This window comes from Mycobacterium sp. IS-1590 (assembly GCF_001500025.1).
GTDB lineage: Bacteria > Actinomycetota > Actinomycetes > Mycobacteriales > Mycobacteriaceae > Mycobacterium.
In genome coordinates this window covers 39247-55646 of sequence record NZ_LQIW01000049.1, presented here as the reverse complement: position 1 = coordinate 55646, position 16400 = coordinate 39247, and the positions used below count along the sequence as shown (strand labels likewise).

The 16400-nt window shown below is 66.7% G+C and carries 16 protein-coding genes; 6 read left to right on the top strand and 10 right to left on the bottom strand.

Features of this window, described 5'->3' with window-relative positions:
• Positions 1-3 precede the first annotated feature (3 nt).
• Complete coding sequence (locus AU197_RS22645; protein ID WP_064405688.1) at positions 4-1233, bottom strand: hypothetical protein; 1230 nt, start codon at positions 1231-1233, stop codon at positions 4-6.
• 766 nt (positions 1234-1999) lie between these two features.
• Here AU197_RS22645 and AU197_RS22640 point away from each other — a divergent pair.
• Together AU197_RS22640 and AU197_RS22635 are read left to right on the top strand one after the other, a co-directional pair.
• A complete protein-coding gene (locus AU197_RS22640) occupies positions 2000-2611 on the top strand; it encodes an undecaprenyl diphosphate synthase family protein (protein ID WP_064405686.1) in 612 nt (203 codons plus the stop codon).
• Positions 2612-2617: 6 nt separating this feature from the next.
• Positions 2618-4006 carry an FAD-dependent oxidoreductase gene (locus tag AU197_RS22635; protein ID WP_064405685.1) on the top strand — a complete coding sequence of 463 codons (1389 nt, stop codon included), beginning with the start codon at positions 2618-2620 and terminating at the stop codon, positions 4004-4006.
• Positions 4007-4045: 39 nt separating this feature from the next.
• Here the strand turns inward: AU197_RS22635 and AU197_RS22630 are convergent, their stop codons facing one another.
• Positions 4046-5506: a sugar transferase gene (locus AU197_RS22630; RefSeq protein WP_064405962.1), complete on the bottom strand. Its 1461-nt coding sequence runs from the start codon at positions 5504-5506 to the stop codon at positions 4046-4048.
• Between the two features lie 207 nt (positions 5507-5713).
• Entirely contained in the window at positions 5714-6412 is a 699-nt protein-coding gene (locus AU197_RS22625; RefSeq protein ID WP_064405960.1) for a GAF domain-containing protein, read from the bottom strand.
• A gap of 165 nt (positions 6413-6577) precedes the next feature.
• Between AU197_RS22625 and AU197_RS22620 the strand changes: the two genes are divergently transcribed.
• On the top strand, positions 6578-7336 hold the full coding sequence (locus AU197_RS22620; RefSeq protein WP_064405684.1) for a hypothetical protein: 759 nt from the start codon (positions 6578-6580) through the stop codon (positions 7334-7336).
• Positions 7337-7346: 10 nt separating this feature from the next.
• Here AU197_RS22620 and AU197_RS22615 read toward each other — a convergent pair whose 3' ends face one another.
• From AU197_RS22615 to AU197_RS22600, 4 genes are all read right to left on the bottom strand, one after another.
• On the bottom strand, positions 7347-9035 hold the full coding sequence (locus tag AU197_RS22615) for a cation:proton antiporter (RefSeq protein ID WP_064405682.1): 1689 nt from the start codon (positions 9033-9035) through the stop codon (positions 7347-7349).
• 50 nt (positions 9036-9085) lie between these two features.
• Positions 9086-9889: an Fpg/Nei family DNA glycosylase gene (locus AU197_RS22610; protein WP_064405680.1), complete on the bottom strand. Its 804-nt coding sequence runs from the start codon at positions 9887-9889 to the stop codon at positions 9086-9088.
• A 2-nt stretch (positions 9890-9891) separates the two neighbouring features.
• On the bottom strand, positions 9892-10365 hold the full coding sequence (locus AU197_RS22605; RefSeq protein ID WP_064405959.1) for a ribose-5-phosphate isomerase: 474 nt from the start codon (positions 10363-10365) through the stop codon (positions 9892-9894).
• A 103-nt stretch (positions 10366-10468) separates the two neighbouring features.
• Positions 10469-11077, bottom strand: a complete 609-nt coding sequence (locus AU197_RS22600; RefSeq protein WP_064405679.1) for a DsbA family oxidoreductase — start codon at positions 11075-11077, stop codon at positions 10469-10471.
• Between the two features lie 198 nt (positions 11078-11275).
• On the opposite strand from AU197_RS22600, the gene AU197_RS22595 reads away from it, so the two are divergent.
• The 3 genes from AU197_RS22595 (at position 11276) to AU197_RS22585 (ending at position 14737) form a co-directional block, all read left to right on the top strand.
• On the top strand, positions 11276-11659 hold the full coding sequence (locus tag AU197_RS22595) for a DUF732 domain-containing protein (RefSeq protein ID WP_082696807.1): 384 nt from the start codon (positions 11276-11278) through the stop codon (positions 11657-11659).
• 50 nt (positions 11660-11709) lie between these two features.
• Complete coding sequence (pepN, locus tag AU197_RS22590; protein ID WP_064405677.1) at positions 11710-14295, top strand: aminopeptidase N; 2586 nt, start codon at positions 11710-11712, stop codon at positions 14293-14295.
• 91 nt (positions 14296-14386) lie between these two features.
• Positions 14387-14737, top strand: coding sequence for an HNH endonuclease (locus tag AU197_RS22585; protein WP_156434528.1), 351 nt, complete (start codon positions 14387-14389; stop codon positions 14735-14737).
• 108 nt (positions 14738-14845) lie between these two features.
• On the opposite strand, the gene AU197_RS22580 is transcribed toward AU197_RS22585, so the two are convergent.
• From AU197_RS22580 to AU197_RS22570, 3 genes are read right to left on the bottom strand one after another with little or no spacing between them, the layout of a single operon-like run.
• The gene (locus AU197_RS22580; RefSeq protein WP_064405676.1) at positions 14846-15331 is read right to left on the bottom strand and encodes a DUF5130 domain-containing protein; all 486 of its coding nucleotides are present in this window, start codon (positions 15329-15331) and stop codon (positions 14846-14848) included.
• Positions 15318-15602: an aa3-type cytochrome oxidase subunit CtaJ gene (gene ctaJ, locus AU197_RS22575; RefSeq protein WP_156434526.1), complete on the bottom strand. Its 285-nt coding sequence runs from the start codon at positions 15600-15602 to the stop codon at positions 15318-15320. Before ctaJ ends, AU197_RS22580 begins: the two co-directional genes overlap by 14 nt.
• A 25-nt stretch (positions 15603-15627) precedes the next feature.
• Positions 15628-16296 (bottom strand): HNH endonuclease, encoded by a 669-nt coding sequence (locus AU197_RS22570; protein ID WP_064405674.1) that lies wholly within the window; start codon positions 16294-16296, stop codon positions 15628-15630.
• Positions 16297-16400 lie beyond the last annotated feature (104 nt).

Below are 16400 nucleotides of genomic sequence, written 5' to 3'. Positions count from 1 at the left end.
AGCTCACCCCGTCACCGCTGTGCGGTTGTCGGGTGCGCGCGTCGCCACCGCCACGGCCAACGCGCAGAGCATCAGGACGACGACCACCGGCCAGATCGCGGCGATCTGAGCCAGCAGGCCGAAGCCCGCGCCGAGAATCCCGGTGACCACAGCGGTGAGCGTAGCGGCGAAGCTGATCAACACGGCGCGTTGTTCATCGGCGGCGAACGCACTGATCCACGACACGGTCGCGGCCGCGACCGCGGCATTCGACAAGACGACGAGAAAGAAGACGACGCCGTACGCCCACAGACGCGGCTCGGCGAAGATCAGCTCGTTGGCAAGGCAGATCACGGTCGCGACGCAGCTGACGGATGCGCTCGACACGAGCATCCCCCGCACCCCGGCCCTGCCGAACACGTTGCGCCACAGGAACGAACCCGCGACGAGCCCCGCCGCCGAACCGATCACGATCATGTGCAGGCTGCCGGCCGTGTCGACATGGGCCAGCGACGTGCGCAGCGCAAAGAACGTCTCGTTCACCACGATCGGGACGAGGACGATCTGCGTCGTCAGGAACACCCGGTACCAACCGGTGGTACGGAGCACGGCCAGCCCTTCGCGGAAATCGTCGACGATACGGCGGGGTGGGGCCACCGCCCCCGGCCTCGACGGTCCGACGATGATCGCGGCCACGAACGCGATGCCCATCGCCGCGGCCCCCAACCAGAGCACGTCGAGATGTCGGTCAGCGGTGTCGCGGTTGGGCAGTAGCGGGATCAGCAGCAGCGTGGCCGTGACGGTCAGGACGGCCCCGAGCGCCTGCTGGTTGAGCACCAGATCGTGGCGCCGCGCCCCGCTGACCATGCGCGAGATGATCTCGGCGTAGGCGTTGTTCGCCACTCCCATCGCGCCACCGATGAGCACCGATGACGACAGGAACGTGATGACCACCAGGCTGTTGTAGAGCGCGGCCGTGGCGACGAGCGCGGTCAAGACGGCGATGACCCCCGCAGCGACGGCGATGACGACGTTCGGGCGGTGCCGTGACCGTTTGAGCACCAACGACGACATCGCATTCCCGAGCACGAAACCGATGCTGAAGCACGGGACGACGAACCCGGCCGCCACGTCCATGTCCTCGGCCACCAGAAGGAACGGCAGGACCGCGAGGACGCTGCCCAGCTGCGCGCCCATGAAATAGAAGGCGCCGAATCCCAGCAGTACCCGATAACGGCTCTGCGCCACGGCCACCGCCGACCCACCTCTCCTGCCGCTGTCCACCGGCTTGTCGATGGTGTCAGCCCGTTCGGGGTTGCGCTGAGGAAAAGCGTTGGATCGGTCCCGATCTCGCGACTCGTCGGGGATCGCTCTCCTCGCCGAAGTGTGCGCGCCGAACCCCACATCTTCGCTGATATTGACGGCTCGGGAACAAGAGCGGCACCGCCCGGCTGGAGCACACCGCCCTCTAGCACTCGTTTCCTCGGCAAGCAACCTATCTGAAGATGCCTGGTTCGTCGGCTTGACAATTTGCTGTGTTTGCGAGTTAACGACACGTTTTGTCATCCGAAATACACCAATTGACACCGAATGCCATATCTCAGCCTTATCTCGGCACCGCGAAAAGCGATCCTTTTTTGTCAATAACTTGACGCGCGATCGACGGTGGCATACCTATCTAAGGAGGAACAATTAAAAGGGGTTTGAATGGGCCCGAACGACATCTCGCGGAAGGGAGTCGTCGCGCGCCGACGGCGGCCCGACTCGGGCGGGATGGCGTCTGGCGCGGGGTCGCCCGTTACGGTCGCAGTTCAGGCTATTCGGCCTCTCCCCTCTTGCGCTGTCCGCCAGACTCCCCCAAGAGAAATCGGGGCACGATCCCCGCGGGAATGTTTGAATAAGTGGCCTTATGGGTACCGGATAACTACTCTTATCCAGAGTATAAGTGTGCTTACGGGGGGATAGGTTGCACGTATTGACGGGCTGCGAGCCGGCCCATGTCGGTTTGATCCCAGACGGTATGCGTCGATGGGCGAGAAGTCGCGGCATCTCGTTGGCGGAGGCCTATCTACAGGGCGCGGAAAAGGTAGCCGACATTCTTCAGGTGCTGCGCCGGCACAACGTGCGGACCGTCTCGGTGTACAACCTGAGCCGGGCCAACCTCGCCCGCAGTCAGGCCGAGCTCGAACCGGTGTTCAACGCGTCGATCCACTTCCTGACCCACCTGATCCCCGCCCGCTTCGAGCCCGACGCCTGCAGCGTGCGGCTGCACGGTGACCGCACACTGCTGCCGGAGGAGTACGTCGCGGCAGCCGAGCACGCCGAATCCGTCATGCGCGGCGACGAATTCCGGATCAACATCCTTGCCGCCTACGACGCGAACGACGAGCTACGCACAGCTGTTCTCGAAGCGCAGCGACAGGGCGGCGAGATCCGCGGCGCCTTCGACATCGAAGACGTCGACCTGGTCATCCGCACTTCCCCCGAACCCCTGCTGAGCGGATTCCTTCCGCTGCAGACCCAGTACGCACAACTGCGGTTCCTGACGACGCCGCTCAACGAACTCGATGAGCGCCACATCGAGGAGTTCATCGACGACTACCGGCGCACGCCACAGCTCCGGGGACGGTAGACACAGATGCACTCCGACCGGCGTCCCTTGATCATCGGCGCAGGCCCTGCCGGGCTCACCGCGGCCCTCGAACTGGCGAAGAACGGCGTCGCGGCCCAGATGTTCGAGGCATCCTCGAACGTCGGGGGTCTGGCGCGCACCCCCGGTGAACACGGCTTTCGGATCGACCCGGGCGGTCACCGCTTTTTCACCAAGAACGAGCAGATCCTTGCACTCTGGAAGTCACTGCTCCCGCCCGGCGAATGGCACTCGGTGTCGAGGCGCTCGGCCATGCTCGTTGACGGCCATTACGTGCCCTACCCGCTTCTCGGCCGAAACCTGCTGACTCAGTTGGGTTATAGGCGCGGAGCGCGTGGCCTGGGCAGCCTCCTGTGGTCCAGGCTCAGGCATGGAATTCGTTCGCTCGACGACTCTGCGACCTTCCTCGATTGGGGCCGGTATCAGTTCGGCGACTATTGGTATCGCATGTTCTTCGACGGGTACGTCCGCAAGACGTGGCTCGCCGAGCCCGCTCAACTCACCAGCGATTGGGCCGAACAGCGCATCAAGCCGATCGTGTGGGGCGGTCGAGAGGCGATGTCCGCCGACGCGTTTCTCTATCCCCGCCGCGGGCCCGGTCAGCTCTGGGACGCGGCAGCATCGGAGTTGGCGGGTTTCGGCGTCGAACCGTCGCTGAACTCACCGGTGGTCAAGCTGAGGTTCGACGGCAGAAGGTGGACCGTCGAACTGCGCAGCGGGGAAACCGCCACGGGAGATGCCGTCTTCTCCAGCATGCCCCTGCAGATGCTGGTCAATGCCCTCGAACCTGCACCACCGCAGCAGGTTTGGGATGCGGCCGCGCAACTCAAATACCGGGGTCTGATCACCGTCGCGGTCGCCCTCCAACAGCGGCGCGAGCTCCCCTTCAACTGGGTGTACACGCCCGGCATGGACTTGCGGGTGGGCCGAATCCAGAACTACCGCCAATGGTCGGATGACCTCACTCCGCCGGACTGGGATGGGACATACCTGGGCTTCGAGTACTTCATCGGCGCGGGTTCAGCTCTGTGGACCGCCGACGACGACCACATGCGGCGCATACTCGAAAAAGATCTGCGCACACTGGGTTTCGACACGTCCACGATCGAGCGCGTCATGGTCGTCCGCTCGCAGTTCGCCTATCCGATATGCAATCCGGCGATGGAGACAAGTGTCGCCCGGATCCGGGACTACCTCCACAAGCGCTACCCGTCTCTGCATCCGATCGGCCGCAACGGCATGCACCGCTACGACAATCAGGACCACGCGATGCTCAGTGCGATGCACAGCGTCAAGCGGTATTTCGGTGAAAGCGTCGACCCGTGGCAGGTCAACAAGGAACGCCGCTACCACGAGTCCGGGTTGCTGAAGGTCTAACCCGGCCCAGCCGGCGTTGTGGCCTTGCGGATCGGGTTCCTACTCTGCGGGTTTCAGCACCGCGAGAACGGTCAGGACCAAGATCTTGAAATCGAGAAGCAGCGACCAGTTCTCGATGTAGTAGTTGTCGAACTCCGCCCGGTCGGCGATCGAGGTCTGGCCCCGAAGTCCGTGCACCTGCGCCCAACCGGTGATGCCCGCCTTGACGCGGTGGCGGTCACCGTAGCGACGCACCTGCATCTCGAACAGCTCCACGAACTCGGGGCGCTCAGGACGCGGCCCGACCAGCGTCATGTCCCCGCGCAGCACGTTGACCAGCTGAGGTAGTTCGTCGAGCGATGCCCTGCGCATGAACTTGCCGATCGCGGTGCGACGGTCGTCGCCCTCCACTCCGCCGGGCGCCGAACCTTCCTTCAACGTGAACGCATTCTCGGCCGGGCCCACCGGTCGCATGCTGCGGAACTTCAAGCAGTCGAAGACCCTGCCGTCGCGTCCGACGCGCTGCTGGCGGAAATAGACCGGGCCCGGCGAGCTCAGCTTCACCAATATCGCGAGAGCGAGATACAGAGGTGAGATCACGAGCAGCAGGACCGCCGCGATCAGCCGGCCCAAGGCGTGCTTGACGGCGAACTGCCACCCCTTCGGGTCGGTGTGGCAGAGCACCAGCAGAGGGATGCCGCCCAGGTGCTCGACATGAGTTGCGCCGCCGATGACATCCATCAGCCGGGGCACCACGCGCACGCGCAGTCCCATGTTGTGTGCCAACTGAGCGGCGAGGGCCAGCTCGTCGTCGGGAGTCGACGAGGGTGCCACGATGAGCTCCTTGGCGCCGGTGGCCTGAGCGACGACCTCGAGGTTTGCCGTTGATCCGAAGTACGGCACGTCGTCCAGCTCAGCCGCCGGCGGCCGAACGTCGTCGAGCACGCCCACGGGATGCAGACCGTAGTCGGGTATCTGGCGCATCCGGGTGATGAGCTGACGAGCGAACGGACCGGAACCGATGATCAACGCCGAGGACCCGAAACGGTGCCGTCGCCGAAGGTAGCGCTGGGCCAGCGATCTGGCGAGGCGGTTCACCGGCAACAGGATGGCCGCACAGACCCAGATCCGGATGACCAATTCACTTGGGCGAACGTGTTCCTCGACGATCGAACCGGTCGGCAATGGAGGTACGAGCACGAGCAAGATCGTCAGTGTCGCCAGCGCCGACACCGCTACCGAGGTTTCGACGGGTTCGAAGTCGTCCAGGAAGCTGTGGCTGAGCTTGCGCTTGTACATCGACCGGGTGTGCATGATCACGAGCAGAATCGGCACGAAAAGCCACGAAACTGCGGCGACGTTCCGTTCGCCGATGGGGCCGGGCGTCAACCACTGCGCTATGGCGACTGACCACACCGCGGCCCAGACGTCCAAGCCCACGGTGAGCGCCACATAACCCGACTCGGCGCGAAGAGTCTCGATCCAGCGGGACTTCTCACCACGAGAAGAGGGTGACGGCATGGCCGTGAGCTGCGGCACCGTCGTCCTGAGCCGAGGCTGCGAATCACGGGTGGGCGCATTCGCGTCAGCCTGCATTCTCCCCCCGATGTGAGAACCCGACGTTTGCAGAAGTGTCTGCGTCCGCAAACGTCGCCAGTCTAAGCCATCACGCCAGGGTTCCAACCAATTTGCGGTGGCCGAACGGCCGGCCCCATTTCTGCTCGGGGCCTAGCGGAACATCCGCTCTGCGGCCAGTGCGGCGAGATCACTGAGGATCTGGAGATGCCCCGTACTCCACAGCCGTGGCTTGGTGTCGTATACACACAGCGTCCCAACGGCATTGCCGGCATCGTCCATCAGCGGTATGCCGAGATAGGCGACCACCGTGCCGTCCTGAACCGCGGGATGCTGCTTGAAGGTCGGATCGATCCGCGCGTCCTCCAGGATCAGCGGCGCGCCGTTGGCCACCGTGTACTGACAGACCGAGCGCTCGAGCGGTGTTTGCCTGTCCCCAAGCGAAGGGCTCTGTTGACCGGCGGTGCTCTTGAAGAACTGCCGATCGGCGTCGACAAGGGACACCAGGGCGTAGGGGGCGTCGAGCGCGTCGGCGGCCGCGCGGGTGATCCGGTCGTAGATCGCCTCCGGCGCAGAGTCGAGCAAGCCGGTCCGACGGAGGGCGGCAAGTCGATCCGGGTCGGTGATGACCGCCGAAACGTCCGGCATCGCGGTCTCGTCGAAGACGCCTGAAGCCACCAGATGAGTTTGCAGGTCGTCGACGGCCGGATCTCCGGCACGTCTCAAATCGACGGCCATTTGCTTGGCGACCGCACGGGCGACGTAGGTGTCGACGCTCTCCCCCGCCTCGCGCGCATGCTCTTCGAGCAGGCGGTTAAGGAAGGCGTCGAATTTGCGTACCCACTCCGTCACCCGGTTCACGGTACGCAAATTGACGCTCGAACAGAAATCGAGCAGCCCGGCGAACGGGTTTGCCCGAGCCGCCGTTGATCCGCCCGCAGCACGCGCACCGTTCGTCGCGCACGCACAACCGTTCGTCGTCGAATCCCGGCTGAGGACCTAGGTACGCTGGGCGCTATGAACGGTGTTCTGCTCGTTCTCGTCGTCCTGGTCATCGTCGCTCTCGGCGTCGTCGCCTACGCCGCGATGAGGGCCTCCGACCGGCGCAAGGTCGCCTCCCTGGACGACGCCAAGGCCGACGCCCGCCGCGTCATCGAACGTCTCGGCGGACAGGTGATCATCCTGACCGGAACCGACGAGGCGTCGAAGCAGGCCTTGGCCGACGCATCCGAGCGCTACACCGCGGCCGGGTCGCAGATCGAGCAGGCCAACACCGCCAAGCAGGCGTTGCTGGCCAAGGAGAGCGCGCTCGAAGGCCTCTATTACGTGCGCGCCGCACGCGTCGCGATGGGCATGGATCCCGGCCCCGAACTCGAAACGCTCGCCGGCCAGCGCTCGGCAGGCACGGTGACCGAGGACCGCAAGGTCGACTTCGAGGGCCGCGAGATCGAGGCCTCGCCGACGCCGTCCGAGCGCACCCCGAACTACTACCCCGGCGGCCGGGTCGGTGGCCGGCCGGTGCCGGCCGGCTGGTATTCCGAACCATGGTGGAAGCCCGCGCTTGTCGCCGGCGCCTGGGGCCTGGGCTCGGTGCTGCTGTTCGACGCGTTGTTCTCCGGCATGCATGGCAGCGGCTACGAACAAGGCTTCGCCCAGGGATACGACCAGGGGTTCGACCAGGGCCAGGATCCGGGCGGCGACTGGGGCGGTGACGGCGGCGGAGATTGGGGCGGCGGCGACATCGGCGGCGGCTTCGGCGATTTCGGCGGCTTCTGAGACGGCGGCCTTACAACCGGCTCTCCAGACGCGCCGACACCCCGGCCTCTTGTAGGTCGAGCCTTTCGAGCATCGCGCGCACCGCCTCGTCCTCGATGCGGCCCTCGTCGCGTTCGGCGATCAAGGCGGCCCGTTGGTGGGCCAGCACGTCGCGGTACAGCGCGGCGAACACCTCCGAGCGCTTCGTGTGCGCGTCCGGGTCGGGCATCTCGTCGGCGTCCTGCGAGTGCCGGGCGATGGTCGCTTCGATCTCGGCGGCCACGCGGGGGCTCAGGTCCGCGGGCGGGTGGGCCCGGAAGTCGGCCAGTACCCGATCGGCGGCGTCGTGCACGACGCGTTCGGCCTTGAGTTCTTCCTCGCGATCGACCGCGTGATCATCGGAGAACCGCGAGATGTGCAGCCGTCGAATCAAAATCGGCAGCGTCGAGCCCTGAAGCAACAGTGTGCCCACGCTGACCACGAACGCGATGGCCTGGATGGTGGCCCGCTCGGGGAACGGCTCGCCCGTGACCGTCGTCGCCGGAATGGCCGCAGCCGCAGCCAAAGTCACCACCCCGCGCATACCGGTCCACGACACAACCACGTTCTCCCTCCAGGACAACGATCGCCGGTCGACGCGTGAACGCCACTTACCCGGCGCGTTGTTGCGTCGCCGGGTTCCCAGCGCGCCACGGCCCCCGCTCGCGGGCACGGGAACGCTCAACCGCGTCTCGACGTGCTGGGACAGTTTGTTGCGCCCGAAGATCGCGAACACCGACAGCGGCCGGATCACCAAGACGATGACCAGGACGACCAGCGAAGCCACGGCGACCTCGGCGAGCGACTCGTGTGCCTCCTGCAGGTCCTCGAGCACGAAACGCAGGTGCAACCCGATGTAGGCGAACACGAACGCCTCGAGCAACACGTCGACGGAGTTCCACACATAGCGTTCCTGCAGCCGGGTCTGGTACCCGGCCGACAGCGTGCCGTTGGCCACCACGAAGCCGGCGACGACGACCGCCAACACCCCCGATGCGTGTACCTCCTCGGCGACGATGAACGCCGCGAACGGTACGACGAGGCCCTGCACCGTCTCCAGCCCCGGATTGGCCAGCCGCCTGCGGATCCACAACGTCACGTAACCGAGCAGCGCGCCGATGATCGGGCCGACGACGGCGCTGTAGCCGAACAGCAGAAACGGGTTGTGGATGAAGATGTGTCCGCCGGTGACCTGAACCACCGCGATCGAGAACAGCGTCAGCGCGGCGGCGTCGTTGATCAGGCTCTCCCCCGTCAGGATCGCCATCACCCGCTTCGGCAGGCCCAGCTTGCGTCCGACGGCGACCGCGGTCACCGCGTCCGGCGGCGCGACGATCGCGCCCAACACCAGCGCCGTGGCGAATGTCAGGGGCACGACCACCAGCCACGCCGAGGCCGCCACCGCGAATGCGGTCACCACGACCAGCCCGACGCCGAGTCCCAGGATCGGCCGGATGTTGCGCAGGAACGTCGGGAACGAGAAGTTGAGGGCGGCCGAGTACAGCAGCGGCGGCAGCACCACCGTCAGCAGGATGTGCGAATCGAGTTCTGGTGGCTCGAAATCGGGAAGAAACGACACGGCGGCGCCGATCACGACGATGACCAGGGCCGGTTCCAGGCCGCGCCGGTGTGCGACAGCGGTGACGACGATGGCTCCGACGACGACGAGAATCAACTCCACGAGCAGATTGTCGCTGAGGCGCGGCCGTCACGTTGACTCAGCCGCGGCGGCTACGTCTGGTCGGTCGGACACCAGAACAGGTTGCGGCCCTCCATCACCTCGGTGCGGATCTCGGTGCCGCACAGCCGGCACGGCTCGCCGGCCCGCCGATAGACGTAGGTGCGGGGGCGTCCCGGCCCATACGACGGCAGCCCGTGGTCGTCCTCCGGGCGGATGGTGTGGATCTTGCCGCGCCGCAACCCGATTCGCATCAACTCGACCAGGTCGGTCCACATCGCGTCGAACTCGTCCTCTTCGATGCGGATGCCCGGCCGGTGCGGGTCGACGCCGTGCCGAAAGAGCAGCTCGTTGCGGTACACGTTGCCCACCCCGGCGATCACGGTCTGGTCCATCAGCAGCGCTCCGATCGGCCTGCGCGATTTACGGATTCGCGCCCACGCCAGCGAGCCGTCGGCGTCGCGGCGCAGCGGGTCGGGGCCGAGCCGGTCGATGACGTCGGCGATCTCCGGCTCGGCGAGGACCTCGCACACCGTCGGCCCCCGCAGGTCGGTGCCGTACTCGGCGCCGATCATCCGCATCCGGACCTGCCCGACCGGCGGCGGTATCGCCCCCGCCGGCAGCGGCCACTCGGTGAACGTGCCGTACAACCCGAGATGCACATGCACCACCCGGGCGCCCTCGTAGTGGTGGAACAGGTGCTTGCCGTACGCGGTCGCCTTTTTGAGCACCCGCCCGTCGACCGCGGCGGCACCGTCGGCGAACCTGCCCTGTGGGCTGGACACCATCACCGGGGCACGGCCAAAGCGCCGCTGATGCAGCCGGGCGAGCCGGTGCAGCGTGTGGCCCTCGGGCATCCCTAGGCGCCGGGCACCGCGGGCGCGACGTGGGTGCGTTCGTATTCGGTGAGGATGTCGATACGCCGTTGGTGCCGTGCGGCTTCCGACCACGGGGTGCTGACGAACGCGTCGACGATCGCGAGCGCCTCCTCGACACTGTGCATGCGCCCGCCGATGCCGATCAGCTGGGCGTTGTTGTGCTCGCGTGCCAGTTTGGCGGTCTCCACGCTCCACGCCAGCGCACAGCGGGCGCCGGGCACCTTGTTGGCCGCGATCTGCTCGCCGTTGCCCGAGCCGCCGAGCACAATGCCCAGGCTGCCCGGGTCGGCGACCGTCTTCTGCGCGGCGGCGATGCAGAAGGCGGGATAGTCGTCGTCGGGGTCGTTGACGAAGGCTCCGCAGTCGACCGGCTCGTGCCCGGAACCGCGCAGGTGCTCGATGATGGCCTGCTTGAGGTCGAAGCCGGCGTGATCGGCTCCCAAGTAGACGCGCATGGCGGTCACCCTACTTCGGCGCTCGCGAAATCAACATGAGGGTCGTGATCTCGGCGAGCGAACGACCCTGGTGTACGTCTCGCGACGCCGACGGCGACGGCGATCAGTCGAATTCCGGCGACTCCGTGCGGGTGCGCTTGAGCTCCCAGAAGTGCGGATAGGACGCGAAGGTCACCGAGGCGTCCCACAGCTTGCCGGCCTCCTCGCCGCGCGGGATCCGCGACAGCACCGGTCCGAAGAAGGCGACCCCGTTGACGTCGATCGTCGGGGTGCCCACGTCCTCACCGACCGGGTCCATGCCCTCGTGGTGGCTCTTGCGCAGCGCCTCGTCGTACTTGTCGGTGGTCGCGGCCTCGGCCAGTTCGGCGGGTAGGCCCACCTCGGCGAGCGACTCCTTGATCACAGCGCTGAAATCCTGGTTGCCCTGGTTGTGGATGCGGGTGCCCATGGCCGTGTACAGCGCGCCGAGGATCTCACGCCCCTTGGCCTGTTCGGCGGCGATGGCGACGCGCACCGGCCCCCAGGCCTTCTTCATCGCCTCCTGGTATTCCTCGGGCAGGTCGCGTCCCTCGTTGAGCACCGCGAGGCTCATCACCCGGAAGGTCACGTCGATGTCGCGGACCTTCTCGACCTCGAGGATCCAGCGCGAGGTGATCCAGCACCACGGGCACAGCGGGTCGAACCAGAGTTCTGCGACGGATTTCTCGGCCATGGCGAATCCTTCCGGGCGGTTGAGGGCAGGGTGCTTTTGTCGGGTCCAAGTCTGACAACTGCGGTCCTGCACGGAGTGTTCCCGCGGCGGCGCCTTTAACCGTCCACTTCGCGGGTCGCGATATGAGAAACGCCTAAGAGTGCAAACGGTGATCGAACCGTGTTCCTGATGTGACCAATGTGAAGAATCGTTACCGAAGTGAATAGACCCGTTGATCTTCGAGTTCGCGCTCTGGCGTTGGGGGTCGGTCTGGCGGCTGTCGCAACGACGTTCGCCGCACCGGCCCGAGCCGACACGACCGACGAGGCCTTCCTGGCCGCACTTCGCGGCGCAGGGATGTCCGTCGACAACCCCGCGAACATGGTGGCGCTCGGGGAATCCGTGTGCCCGATGCTCGTCGAACCGGGCAAGAACCTCGCGAAGGTGTACACGCAGGTGTCCGACAACGGCATCCCACCCGACATCGCGGCGTTCTTCACCGGCATCGCGATCTCGATGTACTGCCCGCAGATGCTGGCATCGGTGGGCAACGGCACCGTGATGGACTGGCTGCCCGCCGCGCGGGCGATCCCGGGTTTCTGACGCGCGACGTGCGACGCGCCGTCGAGCGACGGGCGCTATAGGTTGGTCGGGTGGCACTTCCCAACCTGACCCGCGACCAAGCCGTCGAACGCGCCGCCCTGGTCACCGTCGACAGCTATCGCATCGAACTCGACCTGACCGACGGCACCGGCAAGCCCGGCGAACGCACCTTCCGGTCCACGACGACCGTCGAGTTCGACGCGCTTGCCGGCGCCGACACCTACATCGACATCGCGGCCGACACCATCCACCGCGCCACCCTCAACGGCCGCGACATCGACGTGTCGGGTTATGACGAATCGACCGGTATCCCGCTGGCGGGACTGGCCGCGCACAACGTCGTCGTCGTCGAGGCCGATTGCCGCTATTCCAACACCGGCGAAGGGTTGCACCGCTTCGTCGACCCCGTCGACGACGAGGTGTACCTGTACTCGCAGTTCGAAACCGCCGATGCCAAGCGGATGTTCGCGTGTTTCGACCAACCTGATCTCAAAGCGGCCTTCGACGTCGCGGTGACAGCGCCCTCGCACTGGGAGGTCGTGTCCAACGGCGCCACCGTCAACGTCGAGGACGCCGGCGCAGCCAAGCGGCACACCTTCGCCGCGACACCACGTATGAGCACGTATCTGGTGGCGCTCATCGCCGGTCCGTACGCGCGCTGGGACGACGTGTACAGCGACGACCACGGCGACATTCCGCTGGGATTGTTCTGCCGCAAGACGTTGGCCGAGTTCATGGACGCCGAACGGTTGTTCACCGAGACCAAGCAGGGATTTGGCTTTTACCACAACAACTTCGGCATCCCGTACGCATTCGGCAAGTACGACCAGCTGTTCGTACCGGAGTTCAACGCCGGCGCGATGGAGAATGCGGGCGCGGTGACGTTCCTCGAGGACTACGTCTTCCGCAGCAAGGTGACCCGCGCCTCCTACGAACGGCGCGCCGAGACCGTCCTGCACGAGATGGCGCACATGTGGTTCGGCGACCTGGTCACCATGCAGTGGTGGGATGACCTGTGGCTCAACGAGTCTTTCGCCACGTTCGCCTCGGTGCTGTGCCAGGCCGAGGCCACCGAGTACACCGAGGCGTGGACGACGTTCGCGAACGTGGAGAAGTCGTGGGCGTACCGGCAGGACCAACTGCCCTCCACACATCCCGTGGCCGCCGACATCCCCGATCTGGCGGCCGTCGAGGTGAACTTCGATGGGATCACCTACGCCAAGGGCGCCAGCGTCCTCAAGCAACTGGTCGCCTACGTCGGCGAGGAGGAGTTCCTCTCCGGCCTGCGCGACTACTTCCGCGACCACGCCTTCGGTAACGCCACGTTCGGTGACCTGCTGGGCGCGCTGGAAAAGGCCTCGGGCCGTGACCTGTCGGGGTGGGGGCGGCAATGGCTCAAGACGACCGGCCTCAACACGCTGCGGCCCGATTTCGATCTCGACGCCGACGGCCGGTTCACCCGGTTCGCCGTCGACCAGAGCGGGGCCGCGCCCGGAGCGGGTGAGGCACGGGTGCATCGCCTCGCGGTCGGGATCTACGACGACGATGGCTCCGGCAAGCTGGTGCGGGTGCATCGCGAGGAACTCGACATCGAAGGTTCGAGCACGGATGTGCCGGCGCTGCAAGGAGTTCCGCGCGGCAGGTTGGTCCTGGTCAACGACGACGACCTGACGTACTGCTCGCTGCGGTTGGATCAGGAGTCGCTGCAGACGGTGCTGACGCGCATCGCCGACATCGCTGAGCCGCTGCCGCGCACCCTGGCGTGGTCGGCGGCGTGGGAGATGACTCGAGAGGCCGAGCTCAAGGCCCGCGACTTCGTGTCGCTGGTATGCGACGGCGTGCACGCCGAGACTGAAGTCGGTGTGCTGCAACGACTTCTGCTGCAGGCCCAGACGGCGTTGAACTCTTACGCCGACCCGGACTGGGCGCGCTCGTCAGGGTGGCCCGAGTTCGCCGACCGGCTACTCGAATTGGCCCGCAGCGCCGAGGGCGGGTCCGATCATCAACTGGCCTACGTCAACGCGCTCTGCGGATCGGTGCTGAGCCCGCGGCACATCGAGGTGCTTTCCGCGCTTCTCGATGATGACCCCGCGCTCAAGGGTCTGCCCGGTCTCGTCGTCGACACCGACTTGCGGTGGCGCATCGTGACCGCGCTCGCCGCTGCGGGCGCCGTCGACGCCGAGGGGATGGAGACGCCGTTCATCGACGCCGAGGCGCAACGCGATCCGACCGCCGCGGGACGCCGGCACGCCGCCGCGGCCTCGGCGGCCCGTCCGGAGTTGGCGGTCAAGGAAGCCGCGTGGGAGCAGGTGATCGAGGACGACACGCTGGCCAACATCACCGCGCGCGCGATCATCGGCGGATTCGTGCAGGCCGGTCAGCAGGAGCTGCTGTCGCCGTTCCGCGCCAGGTACTTCGGCGCGATCGCAGGCGTGTGGCAGCGGCGGTCCAGCGAGGTCGCCCAGACCGTCGTCGTCGGGCTGTACCCGTCATGGGACATCAGCGAGGACGGGCTGGCCGCCGCCGACCGGTTCCTGGCCGACCCCGATGTGCCGCCCCCGCTGCGCCGACTGGTCATCGAGGGTCGCGCCGGCGTCGAGCGGTCCCTGCGCGCCCGCGCCTTCGACGCCGGCTAGCGCACCTTCCTCGCGCGAGCGACCGTGTCTGCGCCGCGACACGCCGCCTCCGGGCGTACAACAGCGGTCGCTCGCGGTGCATGCTGAGCGCGTGGCGGTCAGCAGAACTCGCCGAGCCAGGGCGGCCCGCAAGCGCAAGCGTCGAATCGCTGCCGTCGACAACGACCTCACGCCCGCACAGTGGCAGGCCCTCAAGGACGCGTGGCAGGGCTGCGCCTACTGCGGCGCGACCAATCGAGCGCTGCAGCGCGACTGCGTCATGGCGATCTCACGCGGCGGGCGGTACACGATCGACAACGTCGTACCGGCATGCGCCTCGTGCAACACCAGCAAGTGCAACGACGAGGTCACCGCGTGGCTGCGGCGCAAACGTCTCGATGAGCGACGCTTCCTCGAGCGGTACGTCGAAATTCGTGCTGCGCTCGCACTCGATGCACCGTGACGCGCCCACGAGCGTGCGCATAACGCTGTTTCACCGCGGCGTGTCGTGTGCTGGGCCCACCGCTTGCGAGGGGAACGCGCACCATCGCGCAAACAGAAAGCGTGACGGTCAGGCCGGGGTGACGCCGGCGCTCATCACCCGCACCGCGCTGATCAACCCGTCCATCAGGTTGCCCTCTTTGAACGAAGCGGCGGCCGCGGAGACGCCCAGGGGTGCGGCCTCCTCGATGCCGCGGCCCTTGACGGCAGCACCGTAGACCACCTCGATGGCGCGCTGATCCGGCGAGACCGCCAGCAGCACGGCGTTGTTCGGGGTGGGCACCTGGGTGAGGATCTCGCGCGCGGTGGCCGCCGTGTCGGCGCCGAGATCGCCGATGTACACGGCGAACCGGGCCTTGGCAGCCCGCGAGCCGTACTTGAGCGCGTCGTCGAGGAACACCAGGTCCTTGGTCGGGAAGGGGTAGTCCAGCGACAGCTCACCCGGCTGCGTGACACCGGAGATCCGGCCGCTGGACGTGACCACCCAGCCCATCGGGAGGTCCGTGCGCTCGACCGCGGCGCGATGGCCGCTTACCGCAACGTCACCACTTGCCACTGGCGCCGCCTCCAATCGTCGTCGCGTGGGTTTGGTGGTCACCCACGTTTCCGCCATGAGCCGCGGAGTCGGCCGCATAACTGCGCCCGGTGGCGTGCACGTCACCTGACGGCTCGTCGGACGCCCACAGGATCGGGGCGTGCTTCCAGGGATCAGACATCTTGTAGCTCGCCGGGTGCGGGCCCTTCTTGCGCCAAATCAGTACGGCAAGCACGGCAGTCAACCCGAGCGGCACCAAGGTCAGTAGCGCGATTGTCGTCGTGGTGCTCACGTCGCAAACCGTATACCAGCCGCGTTTACGCCGCGCCCTCGCCCAGATATCGCGCCCACGACGGGTCGAGTTCCTTGACGCTCGACAGCAGCCGCCAGTGCTGTCCCTTCGGCGGAACGGGCACTGTGCGCAGCGACCACCCCAGCTCCGTGAGCAGCCGGTCCGCCTTGCGGTGATTGCACGTCGAACAGGCCGCCACGCAGTTTTCCCAGGAGTGCGCTCCCCCGCGGCTACGCGGAACCACGTGGTCGACGGTGTCGGCCTTGGTCCCGCAGTAGGCGCAGCGGAACCGGTCGCGGTGCATCAGCGCCGCACGCGTCATCGGGATGCGCGCCCGGTACGGCACCCGCACGTAGGCGCGCAGCCGGATCACCGAGGGCACCACGATCGACCGCGTCGCCGAATGAATCACCGGGCCGCCGGGATCGTCATGCACGACGTCGGCCTTACCGCACATCAACATGATGACCGCCCGCCGCATGGGCAGAGCGGTCAACGGTTCGTAGGTGGAGTTCAGCAGCAGTACCCGGCGACGTCCCCAGATCGAGCCCTCGGTGGGACTTGGTGGATGGATGTCGACGCTGTGCAGCACGCGTGTCTGCGCGCCCGGTACCACCGACCCGGTCAGGGCCGTCGCGCCACCGTGACTCCGCTGGCCGGCCCTTTTGGACGGGCCTTTCTTGCGATGCGCCATACGTCCTCCGTCCGACAGTTCACCACGGATTCCTGTGAATCGCACGACAATTCTCGACGTGTTCGCAGGTCAGTCCGGTGAACATCGGGTGGCGCGCCCGCCTG